Below are 18,917 nucleotides of genomic sequence, written 5' to 3' on the forward strand. Positions count from 1 at the left end.
CTTTCATGACCGCTGTCAGCCTCGGCCTGCCCGCCGTGCCGCCACCCGCGCTGGCGCCCCGGCGCAAGTCCCGTCAGATCATGGTCGGCCCGGTCCCCGTCGGCGGCGGAGCCCCGGTGTCGGTGCAGTCCATGTGCACCACGCTCACCGCCGACGTCAACAAGACGCTGCAGCAGATCGCCGAGCTGACCGCGTCCGGCTGTCAGATCGTCCGGGTCGCCGTGCCGAGCCAGGACGACGTCGAGGCGCTGCCCGCGATCGCGAAGAAGTCGCAGATCCCGGTCATCGCCGACATCCACTTCCAGCCCAAGTACGTCTTCGCCGCCATCGACGCCGGCTGCGCCGCGGTCCGGGTGAACCCGGGCAACATCCGGCAGTTCGACGACAAGGTGAAGGAGATCGCGAAGGCGGCCACCGATGCCGGGGTGCCGATCCGCATCGGCGTGAACGCGGGCTCCCTGGACAAGCGGCTGCTGGAGAAGTACGGCAAGGCCACCGCCGAGGCGCTGGTCGAGTCCGCGCTCTGGGAGTGCTCGCTGTTCGAGGAGCACGGCTTCCGCGACATCAAGATCTCCGTGAAGCACAACGACCCGGTCGTGATGATCCGGGCGTACCGGCAACTGGCCGAGCAGTGCGAATACCCGCTGCACCTCGGCGTGACCGAGGCCGGCCCGGCGTTCCAGGGCACGATCAAGTCCTCGGTCGCCTTCGGGGCCCTGCTCGCCCAGGGCATCGGCGACACCATCCGGGTCTCCCTCTCGGCCCCGCCGGTCGAGGAGATCAAGGTCGGCCAGGCGATCCTCGAGTCGCTCGGGCTGCGCGAGCGCGGCCTGGAGATCGTCTCGTGCCCCTCCTGCGGCCGCGCCCAGGTCGACGTGTACTCGCTCGCCGACCAGGTCACCGCCGCGCTGGACGGGTTCCCGGCGCCGCTGCGGGTCGCGGTCATGGGCTGCGTCGTCAACGGCCCCGGCGAGGCTCGCGAGGCCGACCTCGGCGTCGCCTCCGGCAACGGCAAGGGCCAGATCTTCGTCAAGGGCCAGGTCATCAAGACCGTGCCCGAGTCGCAGATCGTGGAGACCCTGGTCGAGGAGGCGCTGCGGCTGGCCGAGGAGCAGGGCGTGGAGCTCCCCGAGGAGCTGCGCGGCCTCGGCCCCACGGTCACCGTCCACTGACGGTCGTCTTCACCGGGGCGAGGGTATGTGCAGCCATCTTCGGCATGATCTGGCAGGCTGGTAGGCATGCTGACGGTGGCTGCGCGGCTGCTCGGTGACGCCGAGCGGGGATCGGTCGAACGCCTGCTCGATCGGGACCCGTTCGGGGGTGCCCAGGTGGCCGAGCGGGTTTCGATGGCGGGCCTGGCCTGGTGGCGGCAGGACGCGCGGATCTTCGGGTACGGCTCCCGCCGCAACCTCGAGTCGCTGTGCTGGGTCGGGGCCAACCTGATCCCCGTGCACGCCTCGGCCGCCGCCGTCGCCGCCTTCGCCGAGATGGTCGCCGGAGAGCCGCGCGGCTGCTCGTCGATCGTCGGCTCCGCGGACGCGGTCCTCGGGCTCTGGTCGCATCTGGCCCCGACCTGGGGGCCCTCCCGGGACGTACGGCCGAATCAGCCGCTCATGGCGATCAGCAACCCGTCGCCGATCGCGCCCGACCCGAGCGTCCGGCTCGTGCGCCCCGACGAGATCGACCTGCTCTTCCCCGCCGCCGTGGCCATGTACACCGAGGAGGTCGGGGTCTCGCCGACCGCCGACGGCGGCGAGCGCTCCTACCGCGAGCGGATCGGGGAGCTGGTGCGGGCGCGGCGGGCGTACGCGCGCTTCCACAACGGCAAGGTCGTGTTCAAGGCCGAGCTCGCCGTCGTCACCCGGCACACCGCCCAGATCCAGGGCGTCTGGACCGATCCGGAGCTGCGCGGGCACGGCCTGGCGACAGCCGGCATCGCCGCGGTCGTGCGCGATGCGTTGCGCCGCGTGGCGCCATCGGTCAGCCTGTATGTGAACGACTACAATCTGTCGGCCCGGCGCGTCTACGAGCGTTGCGGTTTCGAGCAGGTCGGGACGTTTGCAACGGTATTGTTCTGACTATCGGGTTCGTCCGTTTCCCGGCTTTTGGAGCGCTCGCATGGGTCAGATGATCCGGCAGGTCGGGCCGAACACGACCCGCTATTACTGGTACCCCGGCGACAAGAAGGAGTGGCTGCGCGCCCTCGTCGCCGTGGGCTCGGGCGGGGCCGTGCTGGGGTTGTCGTACTTCCTCACCCGCAGCTGGCTCACCTCCACCGTGCTCGGGCTCTCCGTCGCGTCCGGGGTGGCCGGCTTCAACTTCGGGCGGCGGGACCTGGCCGCGGCCGACGGGCTCGACGCTCGTACCCCGCGCCGCGAGGCCGCCTCCGCCGCGGGCCGGGCCGCGTGGCGAGGCTTCGCCCAGGGCGCGGTCATCGCGTTCGCCGCCCTGATCATCGAGCACCTGCCGGCGGCCGGGGTGTTCGCGGACTGGCTGCTGCCCCTCGCGCCCGGCGTCGCGTTCGGGCTGGCCTGGCAGGCGGCCCTGATGGCGGGGCGGCTCGGTCACGAGTCGAGCAAGGTGACGGAGTTCGTGGGCGCCTCGGCCACGCGGCGCATCGACGTGACGGACGAGACGCTGGCACACCCCGGCCCGCTCGCGGAGGCCACCGAGGACGCCCGCGGTTCGTGAGTCCGGGGCTTTGGTCGTGCGGGTGACGGGGGTGCTGTCACACGTCGGCCCGCTCGCGGAGGCTGCTGAGGACGTCCGCGGTTCGTGAGTCCGGGGCTTTGGTCGTGCGGGTGACGGGGGTGTTGTCACACGTCGGCCCGCTCGCGGAGGCTGCTGAGGACGTCCGCGGTTCGTGAGCCCGGGGCCGCGGTGTAGAAGACCACGCGCTGGCCGCTGTCGTCGGCGTGGAGGACCTGGCACTCGAGTTCGAGCTCGCCGTACACCGGATGGGTCACCGTCTTGCGGGTGGTGCGGCGCACACAGACGCGGTGCTGGTTCCAGCGGCGGGTGAACTCGGTGCTGCCCGCGTGCAGGCGCTCGATCAGCGCGCGGATGCTCTCGTCGCCCGGGTACCGCACGGACGCCGCCCGCAGGTCCGCCACCGACTCGTCGGCGAACGACTGGAACTCGGCGGACGACTCCATCGCCACCGGCATCGGCCCGCAGAACGCGTTCCAGATCATGTTCCGCTCGGGCGGAGGATCGCCCATGAGCCGGACCGCCATGCGATTCCAGGCCAGGAGGTCGTACTTCGCATCGATCACGAACGCCGGTGTGTCGTCGAGCCGCTCCAGCAGGTGCAGGATGCCCGGCGGCACCGACTGGGACGGCCCCGCGGGCGGCCCGGGCTGCTCTCCGGCGAGCCGGAAGAGGTGTCCCCGCTCGTCCTCGAACAGGCGCAGCGCCCGCCCGAGCGCCGCGAGCACCTGGCGCGACGGGTTCGGCCCCCGCCCCTGTTCGAGCCGCGCGTAGTAGTCCACGGAGATCCCGGCGAGGCGCGCGACCTCCTCACGCCGCAGTCCCGGCGTGCGCCGGCGCGTTCCCGCGGGCAACCCCGCGTCGGCGGGGCTCACGCGTGCGCGACGGTCCTTGAGGAACTCGGCCAGCTGTACCCGGTTCACGCCCATGTGCCCATCCTGCGCGACGGGCGGCCGCGTAACCAGGGATCGCCGATCCGACGTTGATCGCGGTCGCTGCTCCCGCCGGTCGCGTGGCCTTGCCGGTTCACCGCGCCTCTCCCGCCTCTGGTTGCGGTGTTTGCCGGTCCGCGGTTCATCGCGTCTCTCCGGCTGATCCGGGGTCTGTTGGTCCCCGGTTCATCGCGTCTCTCCGGCTGATCCGCGGTCTGCCGGTCCGCGGTTCACCGCGTCTCTCCGGCTGATCCGGGGTTTGCCGGTCCGCGGTTCATCGCGTCTCTCCCGCCGCCGCTTCCGGGCGTCCACGGTGGACGTCATGACGACGAAGACGGCCCTGGTCACCGGGGCCAACAAGGGCATCGGCCGGGAGATCGCCCGGGAACTGCGGGCCCTGGGGATGCACGTGCTGGTGGGCGCCCGCGACCCGGAACGCGGCAAGGAGGCGGCCGCGGCCCTGGACGCCGACTTCCTGCCGCTGGACGTGACCGACCCGGCGTCGATCGAGGCGGCCGCCGCCCAGGTCGAGGTCCTGGACGTCCTGGTCAACAACGCCGGCGTACTCCTCGAGCGCGGCGCCCTTCCGAGCGCGACCCCGCTGCAGCTGCTGCGCGACACCTACGAGGTCAACGTCTTCGGCGTGATCGCCGTGACCAACGCCTTCCTGCCGGCCCTGCGCCGCGCGGAGGCGGGGCGGATCGTGAACATGGGCAGTGGTCTGGGCTCACTGCACTTCGCCGCGGACCCGTCCCACGTGTACGCCCAGAACCCCCTGCTGGCCTACAACTCCTCGAAGTCGGCCCTGACCGCGGTGACCCTGTCGTACGCCAACGAACTGCGCGACACGCCGATCAAGGTCAATATCGCCGACCCCGGCTACTGCGCGACGGACCTGAACTTCCACTCGGGCCCGCGCACTGCGAGCCAGGGCGCGACGGCGGCGGTACGACTGGCGACGCTGCCGGCGGACGGCCCGACGGGCGCCTTCTTCGACGAGGACGGCCCCGTGCCGTGGTGACCGGCCGCACCCGACACCCGGCCGCCCCGCTCGTCCGCGCCCGGCGCCCGGCCTGTGTCTGAACGCACCCGGCGGGTGGGACGCGCCCGGCGCGTGGGCCGCACCCGGCGGGTGGGCCGCGTCCGGCGGGGGTGGACGCGCCCGGCGTGTGGGATGCCGGCCTGTGTCGGGGCGCGTGTCCGCACCCGCACGCGGGACGCGCCCGGCGGGGTGGACGCGTCCGGCGTGTGGGATGCCGGCCTGTGTCGGGACGCGCCCGGCCTTTCCGCACCCGCCCCCGTGCCGCACCCGCGCGTGGCGCGGGCTGCGGGGCATTCGCGCAGCTCGCGCGCGTTTCGCGGCGCGCCCGCGCGGGGCGGTGCCTGCTGTGCGGCGTGGTGCCGGGCGTGCGCAATTCGCAGCGCGCGTCCGCGCGGGGCGGTGCTTGCTGTGCGGGGTGGTGCTGGTCGTGCGCAATTCGCGGCGCGCGTCCGCGCGGGGCGGTGCTTGCTGTGCGGGGTGGTGCCGGTCGAGCGCGTTTCGCGACGCGCGTCCGCGCGGACGTGCCGGGCCGTCAGAGGTAGGACCGTGCGTGGCGGAGCCAGGCCGCCGACGCCGGGCTGGTGGGGCCGCCTCGGCGCCAGGCGAGCCCGAGGCGGCCGCGCAGTTCGGGGGCCACGATGCGCACGGGGCGCAGGTGGTCGCGGTGGCGGGCGATCGACTCCGGCAGGATCGCGATGCCCAGCCGGCGCACCGCCAGCTGCTCCACCACCTGCGGCGACCCCGCCTCGAACGCGACCCGCGGGATGAAGCCCGCCTCCGCGCACGCGGCGTCGAGGATCGCTCGGATGCCGCCTCCGCGCGGGAGGCACACGAGCGGGCGGTCGCGGAGTTCGGCCAGGGGGATCGTCTCCCGGCCGGCCAGTTCGTGACCGTCCCACACGGCCGCGTCGATCGCCTCGTCGGTGACCGGATGGACGTCGAGACCCTCGGGCAGGCGGGAGTAGGCGACGACCGCCGCGTCCAGGCGGGCCTCCCGCACGGCGTCGATCAGGCGCTCGTTCACGTCCTCGACGAGGGTGATCTCCACGTCCGGCCACCTCGTGTGGAAGTCGGCGAGGATGGTGGCCAGGTCGACGGTGTGCGAGGTGACGGTGCCGACGGCCACGCGTCCGCGCGTCAGGCCGGCCAGCTCGTCCACCGCGTGGCGGGCGCCGTCCAAGGCCGCGAGTGCCGCCCGTGCGTAGGGCAGGACGGCCTCGCCCGCGGCGGTGACCCGCACCGAGCGCGTCGTCCGCTCGAGCAGCGGCAGCCCGAGCTCGCGTTCGAGCTTGCGGACCTGCGCGCTGACGCCGGGCTGGGCGACCCGCAGCCGCGCGGCCGCGCGCGTGAAGCCGCCCTCCTCGACGACGGCGAGGAAGTACTCCAGCTGATGCAGCTCCATAAGCAATCATGCTAAATCCCGCCGAAGATGCGTCTTGGTCTTCTGGATCGGGCGCGTGACGGTGGAGACATGACTGCGAAGACTCCGGAAGACCTGTCCCGCCTGTTCGTGGAGCGCGCCAACGCCGGCGACGCCGCGGGGATCGCCGCGCTGTACGAGCCCGACGCCGTTCTCGCCTACCCGCCCGGCAGCACCACCGTCGGCCGCGAGGCCATCCGGGCGGTGTGCGAGGCGATGCTCAAGCATGTGCCGCGCTTCGAGATCGAGGACGCACTGCCCACGATCCACCACGGCGATCTGGCCCTGACGTCCACGAAGCCGAAGGACGGCACGGGCGGCCGCGTCCAGATCGTCCGCCGCCAGCCCGACGGCACCTGGCTCCGCGTGATCGACCGCCCGGAGCAGTAACACCGAGCCCGCGTCCGAGCCCGCGTCCGAGCCCGCGTCCGAGCCCGCGTCCGAGCCCGCGTCCGAGCCCGCGTCCGAGCCCGCGTCCGAGCCCGCGTCCGAGCCCGCGTCCGAGCCCGCGTCCGAGCCCGCGTCCGAGCCCGCGTCCGAGCCCGCGTCCGAGCCCGCGTCCGAGCCCGCGTCCGAGCCCGCGTCCGAGCCCGCGTCCGAGCCCGCGTCCGAGCCCGCGTCCGAGCCCGCGTCCGAGCCCGCGTCCGAGCCCGCGTCCGAGCCCGCGTCCGAGCCCGCGTCCGAGCCCGCGTCCGAGCGGTCCGCCGATGAGACACCACGCGCGGAGGCGCAAGCACGGGCGCGGGCCTCACGCAAAGCAACGAGGCCGCAGACCCGCCGGACGCGATCGGCGCGCGGACGCGAACGCGCCGCCACGGCGAGCGGGGAAGTGCGGCAACAGGCGATCGGCGCGCGGACGCGAACGCGCCGCCACGGCGAGCGGGGAAGTGCGGCAACACGCGATCGGCGCGCGGACGCGAACGCGCCGCCGCGGCGAGCGGGGAAGTGCGGCAACACGCGATCGGCGCGCGGACGCGAAGGCGCCGCCGCGGCGAGCGGGGGAGTGTGGCAACCCCGACAGACGCAGACCGAGCCGAACGCCGCGGCCCCGGAGCCGAGCGCCGATTCGAGCCCGAGCACAACGCTGGTCCGGCAGCGAAGCGCAGCCGGTGGCCGCGAAGCGGCCATGGGGGGTGCGGGGTGGGAACTCCCCGCCGCGGCGAAGCCGCCGAGAAATGGTCTGAACGTGTGCCTACTGTTTCCGGGTTGTAAACGTGAGGAGTGCTCTTGACGAGCGGCTGAAGGGGGCGTTAACTCGCCTTACCATGACGCCGATCACTACGGTGCGGCCGGGTTAAAGGCCTGGCTTCGCCCGAATTCGACCGGCGGATCGCGGCGAAGGAGCCGGATGCCATGAGTGCGGTGCCGTCGGTCGCGGACCTGCTGGAGCGGGTCCCGTCATGGATGGGCCGCGCGGTCGAGTGGCAGCGGCTCGCGGGCGGGCTCTCCCATCACGTGTACCGCATCGACGTGGACCGGGTGCCCTACGTGCTGCGGGTGCTGGAGCGGAGGGTCTCCGAGGCGGGCCTGGGCGTCGCCCCCGCGCTGGAGATCGCCAACACCGAGGCGGCGGCCGCGTCGGTCGGGGCGCAGGTGTACGCCACGCTCCCCGACGTCCCCGCGATCGTGCTCGAGTTCCTGCCCGGGCGCACGCTCCGGGCGGCCGAGGTGCGGCGGCCCGAGGTCATCCCGGCGCTGGCCCTGGCCTGCCGGAAGCTGCACGCCGGGCCGCGGTTCGCCAACGACTTCGACATCTTCGAGAAGCGGCGGGAACTGCTCGAGATCTGCCGGCGCAACGAGCTGCCGCTCCCCGCGGGATACCTGGACCGGGCGTCCACAGTGGACGTGCTGCGGGACGCGCTGCGGCAGCGGCCCGGCCGGACGGTACCGTGCCACAACGATCTGCTCGCGGAGAACTTCATCGCGACGTCCAGCGGCGTGCGGATCATCGACTATCAACTCTCCGGCAACAACGACCCGGCGTTCGAGCTCGGCGACATCGCCGCCGAGGCGGACTACGACCCGGACCTGACCGGCCGGCTGGCCGAAGCGTACTTCGGTGCCGAGCTCAGCCCGGCGCTGCTGGCCCGGGTCCGGCTGTTCCACATCGCGTCCAACGTGACCTGGGCCCTGTGGTTCACCGTCCACCATGGACTCCTCGCGGCCTCTCCGGCCGATGATGACGCGGCCTCCCGGGCCGACGGAAACGCCGCCGCCCGCGGTGAGGAGACGGTGGGCTTCGACTACGCGGCGGAGGCGGCCGACAAGTGGGGGCAGGCGCTGCGCGCGCTCGACGACCCCGGGTTCGGCCGCCTGCTGGGCACGGTGACCGGAAGGAATCCCATCACCCCCAACCCCTAACAAGGAGGTGCCATGTCGGCATCGCCGACCCAGGCCGGCCTACCGATCGAAGACGACGACGAGAAGCGGCTCGCCGAACTGGGCTACAAGCAGGAGCTCAAGCGCAAGTGGAGCGGGTTCTCCAACTTCGCCATCTCGTTCTCCATCATCTCCATCCTCGCGGGCTGTTTCACCACGTTCGGCCAGGCCTGGATGAACGGCGGCCCGATCGCCATCTCGTGGGGCTGGCCGCTGATCTCGATCTTCATCCTCATCATCGGCTTCTGCATGTCGGAGCTGGTCTCGGCGTACCCGACGGCCGGCGGCATCTACTGGTGGGCGGCCCGGATGGGCAAGCCCGTGCACGGCTGGTTCACCGGCTGGCTCAACCTGGTCGGGCTCGTCGCGGTCACCGCGTCGGTCGACTACGGCTGCGCCACGTTCCTGAGCCTGGTGCTGGACGCGTACACCAGCTGGGACAGCGCGAATCTCAACCTGACGTTCCTGCTGTTCGTCGTGATCCTGGCCGCGCACGTGGCCATCAACATCTGGGGTCACAACATCATCGACGTGCTGCAGAACGTCTCGGTCTGGTGGCACGTCGCGGGCTCGGCCGTGATCGTGCTGATCCTCGTCTTCGTGCCCGAGAAGCACCAGAGCCTGTCGTTCGTGTTCACCGAGCGCTTCAACAACTCCGGGTACTCCGACGCCACCTACTGGTTCCTGGTGCTGCCGTTCGGGTTCCTGCTCACGCAGTACACGATCACGGGCTTCGATGCTTGTGCCCACGTGTCGGAGGAGACGAAGGGCGCGTCCAAGGCGGCCGCGCGCGGGCTGTGGCAGTCCATCTTCTACTCGGCGATCGGCGGCTGGATCCTGTTGCTGTCGTTCCTCTTCGCCGCGACCCACGTGGACGAGATCACGGCGGCGGCCGGGTTCTCCGGCGCCATCTTCGAGACCGCGCTGAGCCCGGGCTTCTTCAAGGCCGTCATCCTCATCTCCACCATCGGGCAGTTCTTCTGCGGCATGAGCTGCGTGACGAGCATGTCCCGGATGACGTACGCGTTCAGTCGCGACCGCGCCGTGCCGGGCTGGCGGCTGTGGTCCAAAGTGGACCGCAACGGCACGCCGGTCAACGCGATCATCGGCGCGGCCGTCGCCGGTCTGGTGCTGACGCTGCCCGCGCTCTACAAGAGCCCGACCGGCGCGCCGACCGCGTTCTACGCCGTCGTCTCCGTCGCCGTCATCGGCCTCTACGTCGCGTTCCTCATCCCGATCTACCTGCGGCTGCGGATGGGCGACCGGTTCGTCCCCGGGCCGTGGACGCTGGGCAGCAAGTACAAGGTGCTCGGCTGGATCGCGGTGGTGGAGATCGTGATCGTGTCGATCTACTTCATCATGCCGTTCACGCCGACCGCGATCCCGGGCCACGAGGGCTTCACCTGGACCGCGGTCAACTATGCCCCGATCGCGATGATCATCGTGATCGGCGGGGCGGCACTGTGGTGGGTGCTCTCGGCCCGCACCTGGTTCCACGGCCCGATCCGGACCATCGATCAGGCCTTGGCCGAGGACACGGCCGCCGCGCAGGAGTAGGGGATGATGGTCTCCGGGCCGGTCGCCGCGATGGCCGGCCCGGAGATCTGGTCGGGGAGGTCGGATGCCGTCCCAAGTCGGACGCGGTGGCGTGGCGACGGAGCCGCTGTCGGGGGTGCCGATGTGGCGCCCGGTGCGGGGCGGCAACGCGTTCGAGATCACCGTCGCCCGGCTGGCCCAGGCGATCCGGCTCGGCCTCGTGCCGGTCGGCGAACGGCTCCCGCCCGAGCGGGAGCTCGCCGAGCGGCTCCAGGTCAGCCGGGTCACGCTGCGGGAGGCGATCGCGGCGCTGCGCGAAGCGGGGTTCCTCGAGTCGCGCCGGGGCCGCTCCGGCGGCACGTTCGTGGTCCGGGCGACCGGCGATCCCGGCGATGCGGGCCAGGTGCAGGACGCCGCGACGCTGGCCCGGGAGATGGGCGACGCGCTGCACGACGCGCTGGACTTCCGCCGGGTGCTGGAGCCGGGCGCGGCCGCGCTGGCCGCCACCCGGGCGCTGTCCGCGCCCGACCGCGCGCACCTGGTGGCGTGCCTGGCCGCCGCGCGGACGCGCGACCCGCTCACGCGGCGGGTCAACGACTCGCGGCTGCACCTGGCGATCGCGGCGGCCAGCGGCTCGACCTCGGTGGCGGCGTCGATCGCCGACGTGCAGCTGCGCCTGGACCGGCTGCTGGCCGCGATCCCGGTGCTGCGGCGCAACCTCGACCACTCCGACGCCCAGCACGAGCGGGTGGTCGAGGCGATCCTGGCGGGCGACCCGGAGGTGGCCCGCGGCGAGATGGAGGAGCACTGCGACGCCACCGCGGCGTTGTTGCGCGGGCTGCTGGGTTGAGTTTATGGTTTGGTTCTAGACCTTTAGGGGAAGCCGATGTTGACCGTCGAGCAGCTGCGCGTCGCCGTGACCGACGGCGAGATCGACACCGTCATCGTGGCCATCACGGACATGCAGGGGCGGCTCCAGGGCAAGCGCTTCCACGCCGCGCACTTCCTGGACGACGTCGTCGCGCACGGCACCGAGGGCTGCAACTACCTGCTCGCCGTCGACGTCGACATGAACACGGTCGACGGCTACGCGATGTCCTCGTGGGCCGGCGGCTACGGCGACTTCGCGATGATCCCGGACTTCACCACGATGCGGCGCATCCCGTGGCACCCCGGCACCGTGCTCGTGCTCGCCGACCTCAAGCTGCTGGACGGTGCCCCGGTCACCGCGTCGCCGCGCCAGGTGCTGCAGGCCCAGCTCGGCGCCCTGCACGAGGCCGGATACTCCGCCTACACCGGCACGGAGCTCGAGTTCATCGCGTTCCGGGAGTCCTATGAGGACGCGTTCCGGCGGTCGTACCGCGAGCTGACGCCGGTGACCCTCTTCAACTCCGACTACTCGCTGCTGCAGACCGCCCGCGTGGAGCCGCTGCTGCGCCGCATCCGCAACGAGATGGCCGGCGCCGGGCTGACCCCGGAGAGCGCGAAGGGCGAGTGCAACCTCGGCCAGCTCGAGATCGCGTTCCGTTACGACGCCGCGCTGCCCAATGCCGACGGGCACGTGCTGTACAAGAACGGCGCCAAGGAGATCGCCGCGCAGGAGGGCGTCTCCATCACGTTCATGGCCAAGCCGAACGCGCGGGAGGGCAACTCCTGCCACATCCACTTCTCGCTGCGCTCGGCCGACGGGCGCCCCGCGGTCGCGGGCGACGGCGAGCACGGGGTGTCGCCCATGTTCGCCAGCGCCATGGCGGGCATCCTCGCGACGCTGCGCGAGTTCACGCTCTTCTACGCGCCGAACATCAACTCGTACAAGCGCTTCCAGGCCGGCTCGTTCGCGCCGACCGCGGTGCGCTGGGGCCTGGACAACCGCACGTGCGCGCTGCGCCTCGTCGGGCACGGCGCGTCGATGCGCGTGGAGAACCGGGTGCCGGGCGCGGACGTGAACCCGTACCTCGCGATCGCCGCCCTGTGCGCGGGCGCGCTGCACGGGATCCGCAACTCCCTCGAGCTCGAGGACGTCTACACCGGCAACGCCTACGAGGACGCGGACGCGCCGCGCGTCCCGGCCACGCTGCGGGAGGCCCTGCACCTGTGGGAGGGCAGCGAGCTCGCGCGGGAGGCGTTCGGCGGCGACGTCGTCGCGCATTACGCCAACATGGCGCGCGTCGAGCTGGCAGCGTTCGACGCGGCGGTCACGGACTGGGAGCTCGTGCGGGGCTTCGAGCGCCTGTAGGGCCACCGCGCGGGCGCGAGGCCGTGCGGAGGGCCTCCACGGGTGCGCGGAGGCACGCGGAGGCACGCGGAGGCACGCGGAGGCACGCGGAGGCACGCGGAGGCACGCGGAGGCCTCCGCGCGGGGGCGCCTCCGCGGGACCTGAGGGCGCGCGGAGGCCTCCGCGCGGGCGCGGGCCGTGGGGACGGCCTCCGGTCGCGGATGCTTTCGCGGCCGGTCGGAGCACATGGGTACAACTGAGAGGTCTGTATGCACGACGTCATCTCGCCGGTCGACGAGCAGGTCGTCGCGACGGTCCCGTCGCTGAGCGAGGCGGAGACCGACGCCGCGATCGAGCGCGCCCACGCGGCCTTCGCCGGCTGGCGCGCGGTCTCGCCGGGCGACCGGGCGCGGCTGCTGCGCCGCTTCGCCGCCGTGGTCGACGCGCACAACGAGGAGCTCGCGCAGCTCGAGGTGCGCAACGCCGGGCACACCATCGGCAACGCCCGCTGGGAGGCCGGCAACGTCCGCGACGTCCTCGACTACTACGCGGGCGCGCCCGAGCGGCTCAGCGGCCGCCAGATCCCGGTCGCGGGCGGGCTGGACGTCACCTTCTACGAGCCGCTGGGCGTCGTCGGCGTCATCGTGCCCTGGAACTTCCCGATGCCGATCGCCGGCTGGGGATTCGCGCCCGCGCTGGCCGCGGGCAACACCGTGGTGCTCAAGCCCGCCGAGCTCACCCCGCTCACCGCGATCCGCCTGGGCGAGCTGGCCCTGGAGGCGGGCCTGCCCGAGGGGGTCTTCACGGTACTGCCCGGCAAGGGCTCCATCGTCGGTCAGCGCTTCGTGACCCATCCGCTCGTGCGCAAGGTGTGCTTCACCGGGTCCACGGAGGTCGGCAAGCGCATCATGGCCGGCTGCGCCGAGCAGGTGAAGCGGGTGACGCTGGAGCTGGGCGGCAAGAGCGCCAACATCGTGTTCGCCGACGCCGACCTGGACAAGGCCGCCGCGTCCGCGCCCGGCTCCGTGTTCGACAACGCCGGCCAGGACTGCTGCGCGCGGTCGCGGCTGCTGGTGCAGGACAGCGTCTACGACGAGTTCATGGCCCGGCTCGAGGCGTCCGTGCGGGCCTTCCGCTGCGAGGACCCGGCCCTGGAGTCGGCGCAGATGGGCCCGCTCATCTCCGCCGGGCAGCTGGCGAGCGTGCGCTCCTACGTGGACGACGCCGCCGTCGCCTTCCGCGGCAGCGCCCCGGACGGCCCCGGCTACTGGATGGCGCCGACCGTGCTCACCGCCGAGTCCAGCCAGGACCGGCACTGGCGCGAGGAGATCTTCGGCCCCGTGCTGTCCGTGCTGCGCTTCTCCGACGAGGACGAGGCGATCCGGCTGGCCAACGACACCGAGTACGGCCTGTCCGGCTCGATCTGGACCCGCGACCTCGGCCGCGGCATCCGCGTCGCCCGCGGCGTGGAGACCGGGGCGCTGAGCGTCAACTCGCACTCGTCGGTGCGCTACTGGACCCCGTTCGGCGGGGTCAAGCAGAGCGGCCTCGGCCGCGAGCTCGGCCCGGACGCGGTCGCCGCGTTCTGTGAAGTCAAGAACGTCTTCTTCAGCACGGAGGTATAGGTGCAGCCACGTCTGCAGGACCGCGTCGCGGTCATCACCGGTGCCGGCAGCGGCATCGGCCTGGCGACCGCGCGCCGGTTCGCGTCCGAGGGCGCGAAGGTGATCGCGGTCGACCTGAACGCCGACGCCGGCCGGGCGGCCGCGCAGGAGGTCGGCGGCGAGTTCGTGGCCGTCGACGTCGCCGACGAGGCCGCGGTCAAGGCCCTCTTCGACGGTGTCGTCGAGCGCCACGGGCGCCTGGACATCGCGTTCAACAACGCCGGCATCTCCCCGCCCGACGACGACTCCATCCTCGACACCGGCATCGAGGCGTGGGAGCGCGTGCTGCAGGTGAACACCACCAGCGTGTACTTCTGCTGCAAGTACGCCATCCCGCACATGCTGGCCCAGGGCAAGGGCTCGATCATCAACACGGCCAGCTTCGTGGCCCTGCTCGGCGCGGCGACGTCGCAGATCGCCTACACCGCCTCGAAGGGCGCCGTGCTGTCGATGACCCGCGAGCTCGGCGTGCAGTTCGCCCGCCAGGGGATCCGCGTCAACGCGCTGTGCCCCGGGCCGATCGCGACCCCGCTGCTCATGGAGCTCTTCGCGAAGGACCCGGAGCGCGCGCAGCGGCGCCTCGTGCACGTGCCGATGGGCCGGTTCGGCACACCCGAGGAGATCGCGGGCGCCGTGGCCTTCCTGGCCAGCGACGACGCCTCGTTCATCACCGCGTCGACGTTCCTGGTCGACGGCGGCATCACCGGCGCCTACGTCACGCCGCTGTAGCGATGTCACGACCGCTCATCGGCATCACCGCGTACGCCGAGGTCGCGCGGTGGGGTGCCTGGGACACCCGGGCCGTGCTGGTGCCCGAGGCGTACGTGCGGATGGTGCGGCAGGCCGGGGCGCGCCCGGTCGTGCTCCCGCCGGACGACGCCGACGACGCCAAGGACCTGGTCGGCCGCCTCGACGCCCTGGTGCTGGCCGGCGGCGCGGACATCGAGCCCGCGCACTACGGCGCCTCGCCGCACCCGGCGACGCGCACGCGCCCGGACCGCGACGCGGGCGAGCTGGCCGTGCTGACGGCGGCGCTCGAGGCCGACCGGCCCGTGCTGGGCATCTGCCGGGGGATGGAGCTGCTGGCCGTCGCCTACGGCGGGTCGCTGCACCAGCACCTGCCGGACCTGCTCGGCAACTCGCGGCACCAGCCCGCCGTGGGGGTCTACGGCGCGCATCCGGCCCGCTTCGCGCCGGGCTCGTGCGCGGCGCGGGTGTTCGGGGAGGCCGGGGAGGTCAACTCGTACCACCACCAGGCCGTCGACTCCCCGGGCGCGCTCACCGTGACCGGGTGGGCCGACGACGGCGTGATCGAGGCGCTCGAGGACCCGGCCCGGCGCTTCGTGCTCGGGGTGCAGTGGCATCCCGAGGAGGCCGGCGACGTCCGGCCCTTCGCGGCACTGGTCGCCGCGGTCTGAGCCGTGCTTCGCCGCGGTCTGAGCCGTGCTTCGCCGCGGTCTGAGCCGTGCTTCGCCGCGGTCTGAGCCGTGCTTCGCCGCGGTCTGAGCCGTGGTTCGCCGCGGTCTGAGCCACGCTTCGCTGCGGCCTGAGCCGCGCTTCGCCGCGGTCTGACCCGCTCCCGGGCGGGTCAGGGCCGCGCGTTCTGGGTAGGTGAGGGGCATGCGAATCGGGTTTGGGCTGCCCGTGTCGGGCACGTGGGCCACACCGGAGCGGGTGGCGCGCATCGCGGAGGCGGCGGAGCAGCGGCAGTACGACTCCCTCTGGTCCTTCCAGCGGCTCTTCGTCGGCGCCGGACAGGACGTCGACCCCGTCTATCGCAGCGTGCTGGACCCGCTGGTGGCGCTCGCGTTCGCCGCGGCGCGCACCGAGCGGATCAGGCTCGGGGTGGCCGTCGTCAATCTGCCGTTCGTCAGCCCGGCGTACCTCGCCAAGCAGGTCGGCTCCCTGGACGTGCTCAGCGGCGGGCGGGTCGACCTGGGGCTCGGGACCGGATGGTCGGAGGCCGAGTTCGTCGCCACCGGGGCGAGCGGGCAACGGCGGGCCGCGCGGACGCGGGAGTTCGTGGCGGTCCTGCGCACGCTGTGGCGCGACGAGGTCAGCGCGTTCGACGGGGAGCTGTACACGCTCCCGCCCGGGCGCATGGCGCCCCGGCCGGCGCAGGAAGGCGGGGTGCCGATCCTGCTCGGCGGCTCCGTGCCGGCCGCGCTGCGCCGGGCCGGCGAGATCGCCGACGGGTGGGTGTCGCGCTCCGCGCACGACCTCACGCGGATCGGCCGGGACATCGAGCTGGTGCGCGCGGGCGCGGAGGCGGCCGGGCGCGATCCGGACGCGCTGCGCATCGTCTGCCGCGGCGTGCTGTTCCGGCCCGGGCACGAGCTGCTGACCGGCTCGTGGGAGAAGATCCGCGAGGACGTCGCCTGGCTGGGCACGCAGGGGGTCACCGAGGTCTTCTACGACCTCAACTTCGACCCCACGATCGCGGGGCCGGACGTCGACCCGGACGCGGCCGAGGAGCGTGCCCTGGACATCCTGCACAACCTCGACCCGCGGGGGCTAAGTTGAGGTCATGTCGCGACCGGTCATCGGCCTGACCACGTACGCCGAGGAAACCCGCTTCGGCCTCAACGACACCTTCTCCGCGGTCCTGCCGCTCTCGTACGTGCACGCGGTGCACGCCTCGGGCGGCCGGGCGGTCCTGGTCACCCCCGACGACCCGGATGCCGACGTGCTCGACGGGCTGCACGGCATCATGTTCACCGGCGGCTCGGACGTGAACCCGGACCTCTACGGCGAGGCCCCGCACGCCACCACCAAGGTCAAGCCCGAGCGGGACGCCGCCGAGCTGCTGCTGATGCGGGCCGCGCTCGAGGCCGACCTGCCGCTGTTCGGCATCTGCCGCGGCATGCAGCTCATGTGCGTCGCCTACGGCGGGCGGCTCCACCAGCACCTGCCCGACGTGCTCGGCCACCACAACCACCGGCCCGTGAGCGGCCCGAAGTTCGGCGAGCACCCGGTCCGGCTGGCGAGCGGGTCGCGGGCGGCGGCGATCCTCGGCGAGGCGGTGATCGTCAACTCGTTCCACCACCAGGGCTGCGCCGACCCGGGGCGGCTCGTGCCGACCGGCTGGTGCCCGGAGGACGACCTCATCGAGGTGGTCGAGGACCCGTCGAAGACGTTCGCGGTCGGGGTGCAGTGGCACCCGGAGGACACCACGGACTTCCGCCTGTTCGAGGCCTTCGTCGCGGCGGCCGGAGCCCGCCGGGACCAAGTGGCCACAAGGCCATAAGCCCTGTTAGTCTCTCGGCTCATGGGAAAGGCTGCCGTGCTCGACAAAGACGAGTCCCATGCGGAAGGCATGACGGTCCACGAGGCTGTCTGGGGCATCGACCACATCGAGGGGTACCGCTACGAGCTGCACGAGGGAGTGCTTCGAGTGTCGCCGTCGCCGGGCTTCAACCATCAGCGACTCGCCCGGCGCCTGATGGAGCATTTCAAGGCGCAGGGCCGCGAGTCGGTGCAGGAGCTCAGCGTCGTCTTCGACAGTCATAACTACCGCAACCCCGACGTGCTGCGGCTCAGGCCGGAGACCGAGCCGCCCGGCGAAGGCCTGGTGCCGCCGCACTATTTCGACCTCTTCGTCGAGATCGTGTCGCGAACGACGCGGGACGAGGACCGCATCATCAAGCCGAAGGTCTACGCGCAGGCGGGCGTCCCCGAATACTGGCGGGTCGAGCCGGAGGCGGACGGCTACGTCGACATGCACCGGCTCGAGGGCGGCCGGTACGTGCAGACCCGCGTCGTCGGGGTCGAGGAGTTGCTCGCAGAGGTCGCGGAGGGCTAGGAGGCGGCCTCGTCCGAGGTGCGGTGCTCGATGCGCAGGTCGGGCGCCGTCTCGCGGTAGGACTCGCGGTCGTCGGAGTCCTGCAGCACGGCCTCGGCCTGAGCCTGCGGGTCGTCGCTGCCCGCCGCCAGCTCCTCCGGCAGCAGCTCGGCCCGGTCACGGATGCGTTCGTCGTCGATCATGCCTGGGTGGTTACCCGGACAGGCCCGAGTTGATGCGCGTTAGGCTTCTGGCCATGAAGGTTCGCGCTCCGCTCGCCCCCGGCACGCAGACTCCGTGGCGTCAGGTCCCCGCCGGCATCGCGCGGCCCGAATACGTCGGCAAGCGGGCGCCCGCCAAACACCGCGGCTCCGACGTGCAGACGCCCGAGATCATCGAGCGGATGCGGGTCGCGTCCAGGCTGGCCGCGCAGGCGACCGAGCTCGCCGGGAAGCACGCGCAGCCCGGCGTCACCACGGACGAGATCGACCGGGTCGTGCACGAGTTCCTGTGCGACAACGGCGCCTACCCCTCGACGCTGGGGTACAAGAGCTTCCCGAAGTCGTGCTGCACCTCGCTGAACGAGGTCATCTGCCACGGCATCCCCGACTCGACGGTGATCGAGGACGGCGACATCCTCAACGTCGACGTGACCGCGTTCATCGGCGGCGTGCACGGCGACACCAACCAGACCTTCTGCGTCGGCGACGTCGACGAGGAGGCGCGGCTGCTGGTCGAGCGCACGCGCGAGGCGATGATGCGCGGCATCCGCGCCGTGGCGCCCGGGCGCCCCCTCAACGCGATCGGCCGGGTGATCGAGGCGTACGCCAAGCGCTTCCACTACGGCGTCGTGCGCGACTTCACCGGGCACGGCATCAACGAGGTCTTCCATACCGGGCTCTACGTGCCCCACTACGACAACCCGCGGCTCACCACGGTCATGGAGCCGGGCATGACGTTCACCATCGAGCCCATGATCACGCTGGGGACCCACGAGTACGACATCTGGAAGGACGGCTGGACGGTCGTCACGAAGGACCGCAAGTGGACGGCCCAGTTCGAGCACACGATCGTCGTCACCGAGGACGGGTACGAAATTCTGACGCTGCCGTAGGTCGGCCTGGGCCGTCTCGGGGGCGGTGTTACCCCGAGACGGCAGGCTCACGAGACGGCGTACTCGTTTAACGACGCGGCTGCATCGTCGGACCGGCCCACGCGGTGCGGCGCATGTCTGGCCC

General features: G+C 72.3%; 19 protein-coding genes. 16 read left to right on the forward strand and 3 right to left on the reverse strand.

Going from position 1 to position 18,917, the window contains the following annotated elements:
* Positions 1–5 precede the first annotated feature (5 nt).
* From ispG to ACQP1P_RS07390, 3 genes are all read left to right on the forward strand, one after another.
* Positions 6–1,172 (forward strand): flavodoxin-dependent (E)-4-hydroxy-3-methylbut-2-enyl-diphosphate synthase, encoded by a 1,167-nt coding sequence (ispG, locus tag ACQP1P_RS07380; protein ID WP_433084341.1) that lies wholly within the window; start codon positions 6–8, stop codon positions 1,170–1,172.
* Positions 1,173–1,238: 66 nt separating this feature from the next.
* The gene (locus ACQP1P_RS07385) at positions 1,239–2,078 is read left to right on the forward strand and encodes a GNAT family N-acetyltransferase (protein ID WP_433084343.1); all 840 of its coding nucleotides are present in this window, start codon (positions 1,239–1,241) and stop codon (positions 2,076–2,078) included.
* Positions 2,079–2,118: 40 nt separating this feature from the next.
* Positions 2,119–2,691: a hypothetical protein gene (locus tag ACQP1P_RS07390; RefSeq protein WP_433084345.1), complete on the forward strand. Its 573-nt coding sequence runs from the start codon at positions 2,119–2,121 to the stop codon at positions 2,689–2,691.
* 125 nt (positions 2,692–2,816) lie between these two features.
* Here the strand turns inward: ACQP1P_RS07390 and ACQP1P_RS07395 are convergent, their stop codons facing one another.
* Positions 2,817–3,638, reverse strand: coding sequence for a helix-turn-helix transcriptional regulator (locus ACQP1P_RS07395; protein ID WP_433084347.1), 822 nt, complete (start codon positions 3,636–3,638; stop codon positions 2,817–2,819).
* Positions 3,639–3,963: 325 nt separating this feature from the next.
* On the opposite strand from ACQP1P_RS07395, the gene ACQP1P_RS07400 reads away from it, so the two are divergent.
* Positions 3,964–4,662: an SDR family oxidoreductase gene (locus tag ACQP1P_RS07400; protein WP_433084349.1), complete on the forward strand. Its 699-nt coding sequence runs from the start codon at positions 3,964–3,966 to the stop codon at positions 4,660–4,662.
* A gap of 553 nt (positions 4,663–5,215) precedes the next feature.
* On the opposite strand, the gene ACQP1P_RS07405 is transcribed toward ACQP1P_RS07400, so the two are convergent.
* Entirely contained in the window at positions 5,216–6,085 is an 870-nt protein-coding gene (locus tag ACQP1P_RS07405; protein WP_433084351.1) for a LysR family transcriptional regulator, read from the reverse strand.
* 69 nt (positions 6,086–6,154) lie between these two features.
* Between ACQP1P_RS07405 and ACQP1P_RS07410 the strand changes: the two genes are divergently transcribed.
* The 11 genes from ACQP1P_RS07410 (at position 6,155) to ACQP1P_RS07460 (ending at position 17,700) form a co-directional block, all read left to right on the forward strand.
* Entirely contained in the window at positions 6,155–6,493 is a 339-nt protein-coding gene (locus ACQP1P_RS07410) for a YybH family protein (RefSeq protein ID WP_433084353.1), read from the forward strand.
* Positions 6,494–7,456: 963 nt separating this feature from the next.
* Positions 7,457–8,464, forward strand: a complete 1,008-nt coding sequence (locus ACQP1P_RS07415) for a phosphotransferase (RefSeq protein WP_433084355.1) — start codon at positions 7,457–7,459, stop codon at positions 8,462–8,464.
* Between the two features lie 12 nt (positions 8,465–8,476).
* Complete coding sequence (locus ACQP1P_RS07420; protein WP_433084357.1) at positions 8,477–10,039, forward strand: amino acid permease; 1,563 nt, start codon at positions 8,477–8,479, stop codon at positions 10,037–10,039.
* Between the two features lie 64 nt (positions 10,040–10,103).
* Positions 10,104–10,868: a FadR/GntR family transcriptional regulator gene (locus ACQP1P_RS07425; RefSeq protein WP_433084359.1), complete on the forward strand. Its 765-nt coding sequence runs from the start codon at positions 10,104–10,106 to the stop codon at positions 10,866–10,868.
* A 36-nt stretch (positions 10,869–10,904) separates the two neighbouring features.
* On the forward strand, positions 10,905–12,254 hold the full coding sequence (locus ACQP1P_RS07430; RefSeq protein ID WP_433084361.1) for a glutamine synthetase family protein: 1,350 nt from the start codon (positions 10,905–10,907) through the stop codon (positions 12,252–12,254).
* A gap of 249 nt (positions 12,255–12,503) precedes the next feature.
* Positions 12,504–13,859: an aldehyde dehydrogenase family protein gene (locus tag ACQP1P_RS07435; RefSeq protein WP_433084363.1), complete on the forward strand. Its 1,356-nt coding sequence runs from the start codon at positions 12,504–12,506 to the stop codon at positions 13,857–13,859.
* A complete protein-coding gene (locus tag ACQP1P_RS07440; RefSeq protein WP_433084365.1) occupies positions 13,860–14,627 on the forward strand; it encodes a 3-oxoacyl-ACP reductase in 768 nt (255 codons plus the stop codon).
* Positions 14,628–14,629: 2 nt separating this feature from the next.
* The gene (locus tag ACQP1P_RS07445; protein WP_433084367.1) at positions 14,630–15,316 is read left to right on the forward strand and encodes a gamma-glutamyl-gamma-aminobutyrate hydrolase family protein; all 687 of its coding nucleotides are present in this window, start codon (positions 14,630–14,632) and stop codon (positions 15,314–15,316) included.
* A 202-nt stretch (positions 15,317–15,518) separates the two neighbouring features.
* Positions 15,519–16,421 carry an LLM class flavin-dependent oxidoreductase gene (locus tag ACQP1P_RS07450; RefSeq protein WP_433084369.1) on the forward strand — a complete coding sequence of 301 codons (903 nt, stop codon included), beginning with the start codon at positions 15,519–15,521 and terminating at the stop codon, positions 16,419–16,421.
* Positions 16,422–16,425: 4 nt separating this feature from the next.
* Positions 16,426–17,145, forward strand: a complete 720-nt coding sequence (locus ACQP1P_RS07455) for a gamma-glutamyl-gamma-aminobutyrate hydrolase family protein (protein ID WP_433084371.1) — start codon at positions 16,426–16,428, stop codon at positions 17,143–17,145.
* Between the two features lie 21 nt (positions 17,146–17,166).
* On the forward strand, positions 17,167–17,700 hold the full coding sequence (locus ACQP1P_RS07460; RefSeq protein ID WP_433084372.1) for a Uma2 family endonuclease: 534 nt from the start codon (positions 17,167–17,169) through the stop codon (positions 17,698–17,700).
* On the opposite strand, the gene ACQP1P_RS07465 is transcribed toward ACQP1P_RS07460, so the two are convergent.
* A complete protein-coding gene (locus tag ACQP1P_RS07465) occupies positions 17,697–17,882 on the reverse strand; it encodes a hypothetical protein (RefSeq protein ID WP_433084374.1) in 186 nt (61 codons plus the stop codon). The genes ACQP1P_RS07460 and ACQP1P_RS07465 overlap by 4 nt on opposite strands.
* 53 nt (positions 17,883–17,935) lie before the next feature.
* On the opposite strand from ACQP1P_RS07465, the gene map reads away from it, so the two are divergent.
* Entirely contained in the window at positions 17,936–18,793 is an 858-nt protein-coding gene (gene map / locus ACQP1P_RS07470; protein ID WP_433084376.1) for a type I methionyl aminopeptidase, read from the forward strand.
* The last annotated feature ends 124 nt before the right edge of the window (positions 18,794–18,917 follow it).

It is taken from the genome of Dactylosporangium sp. CA-052675 (assembly GCF_050947935.1).
Lineage (GTDB): Bacteria > Actinomycetota > Actinomycetes > Mycobacteriales > Micromonosporaceae > Dactylosporangium.

Excerpts from the sequence above, each read along its gene's own strand:
- ACQP1P_RS07405 (WP_433084351.1), bottom strand. The coding sequence starts at position 6,085 with ATGGAGCTGCATCAGCTGGAGTACTTCCTCGCCGTCGTCGAGGAGGGC.
- ACQP1P_RS07460 (WP_433084372.1), top strand. The coding sequence starts at position 17,167 with ATGGGAAAGGCTGCCGTGCTCGACAAAGACGAGTCCCATGCGGAAGGC.
- ACQP1P_RS07430 (WP_433084361.1), top strand. The coding sequence starts at position 10,905 with ATGTTGACCGTCGAGCAGCTGCGCGTCGCCGTGACCGACGGCGAGATC.
- map (WP_433084376.1), top strand. The coding sequence starts at position 17,936 with ATGAAGGTTCGCGCTCCGCTCGCCCCCGGCACGCAGACTCCGTGGCGT.
- ACQP1P_RS07455 (WP_433084371.1), top strand. The coding sequence starts at position 16,426 with ATGTCGCGACCGGTCATCGGCCTGACCACGTACGCCGAGGAAACCCGC.
- ACQP1P_RS07420 (WP_433084357.1), top strand. The coding sequence starts at position 8,477 with ATGTCGGCATCGCCGACCCAGGCCGGCCTACCGATCGAAGACGACGAC.
- ACQP1P_RS07410 (WP_433084353.1), top strand. The coding sequence starts at position 6,155 with ATGACTGCGAAGACTCCGGAAGACCTGTCCCGCCTGTTCGTGGAGCGC.
- ACQP1P_RS07395 (WP_433084347.1), bottom strand. The coding sequence starts at position 3,638 with ATGGGCGTGAACCGGGTACAGCTGGCCGAGTTCCTCAAGGACCGTCGC.
- ACQP1P_RS07415 (WP_433084355.1), top strand. The coding sequence starts at position 7,457 with ATGAGTGCGGTGCCGTCGGTCGCGGACCTGCTGGAGCGGGTCCCGTCA.
- ACQP1P_RS07400 (WP_433084349.1), top strand. The coding sequence starts at position 3,964 with ATGACGACGAAGACGGCCCTGGTCACCGGGGCCAACAAGGGCATCGGC.
- ACQP1P_RS07445 (WP_433084367.1), top strand. The coding sequence starts at position 14,630 with ATGTCACGACCGCTCATCGGCATCACCGCGTACGCCGAGGTCGCGCGG.
- ACQP1P_RS07450 (WP_433084369.1), top strand. The coding sequence starts at position 15,519 with ATGCGAATCGGGTTTGGGCTGCCCGTGTCGGGCACGTGGGCCACACCG.
- ACQP1P_RS07390 (WP_433084345.1), top strand. The coding sequence starts at position 2,119 with ATGGGTCAGATGATCCGGCAGGTCGGGCCGAACACGACCCGCTATTAC.
- ACQP1P_RS07425 (WP_433084359.1), top strand. The coding sequence starts at position 10,104 with ATGCCGTCCCAAGTCGGACGCGGTGGCGTGGCGACGGAGCCGCTGTCG.
- ACQP1P_RS07465 (WP_433084374.1), bottom strand. The coding sequence starts at position 17,882 with ATGATCGACGACGAACGCATCCGTGACCGGGCCGAGCTGCTGCCGGAG.
- ACQP1P_RS07385 (WP_433084343.1), top strand. The coding sequence starts at position 1,239 with ATGCTGACGGTGGCTGCGCGGCTGCTCGGTGACGCCGAGCGGGGATCG.
- ACQP1P_RS07435 (WP_433084363.1), top strand. The coding sequence starts at position 12,504 with ATGCACGACGTCATCTCGCCGGTCGACGAGCAGGTCGTCGCGACGGTC.
- ispG (WP_433084341.1), top strand. The coding sequence starts at position 6 with ATGACCGCTGTCAGCCTCGGCCTGCCCGCCGTGCCGCCACCCGCGCTG.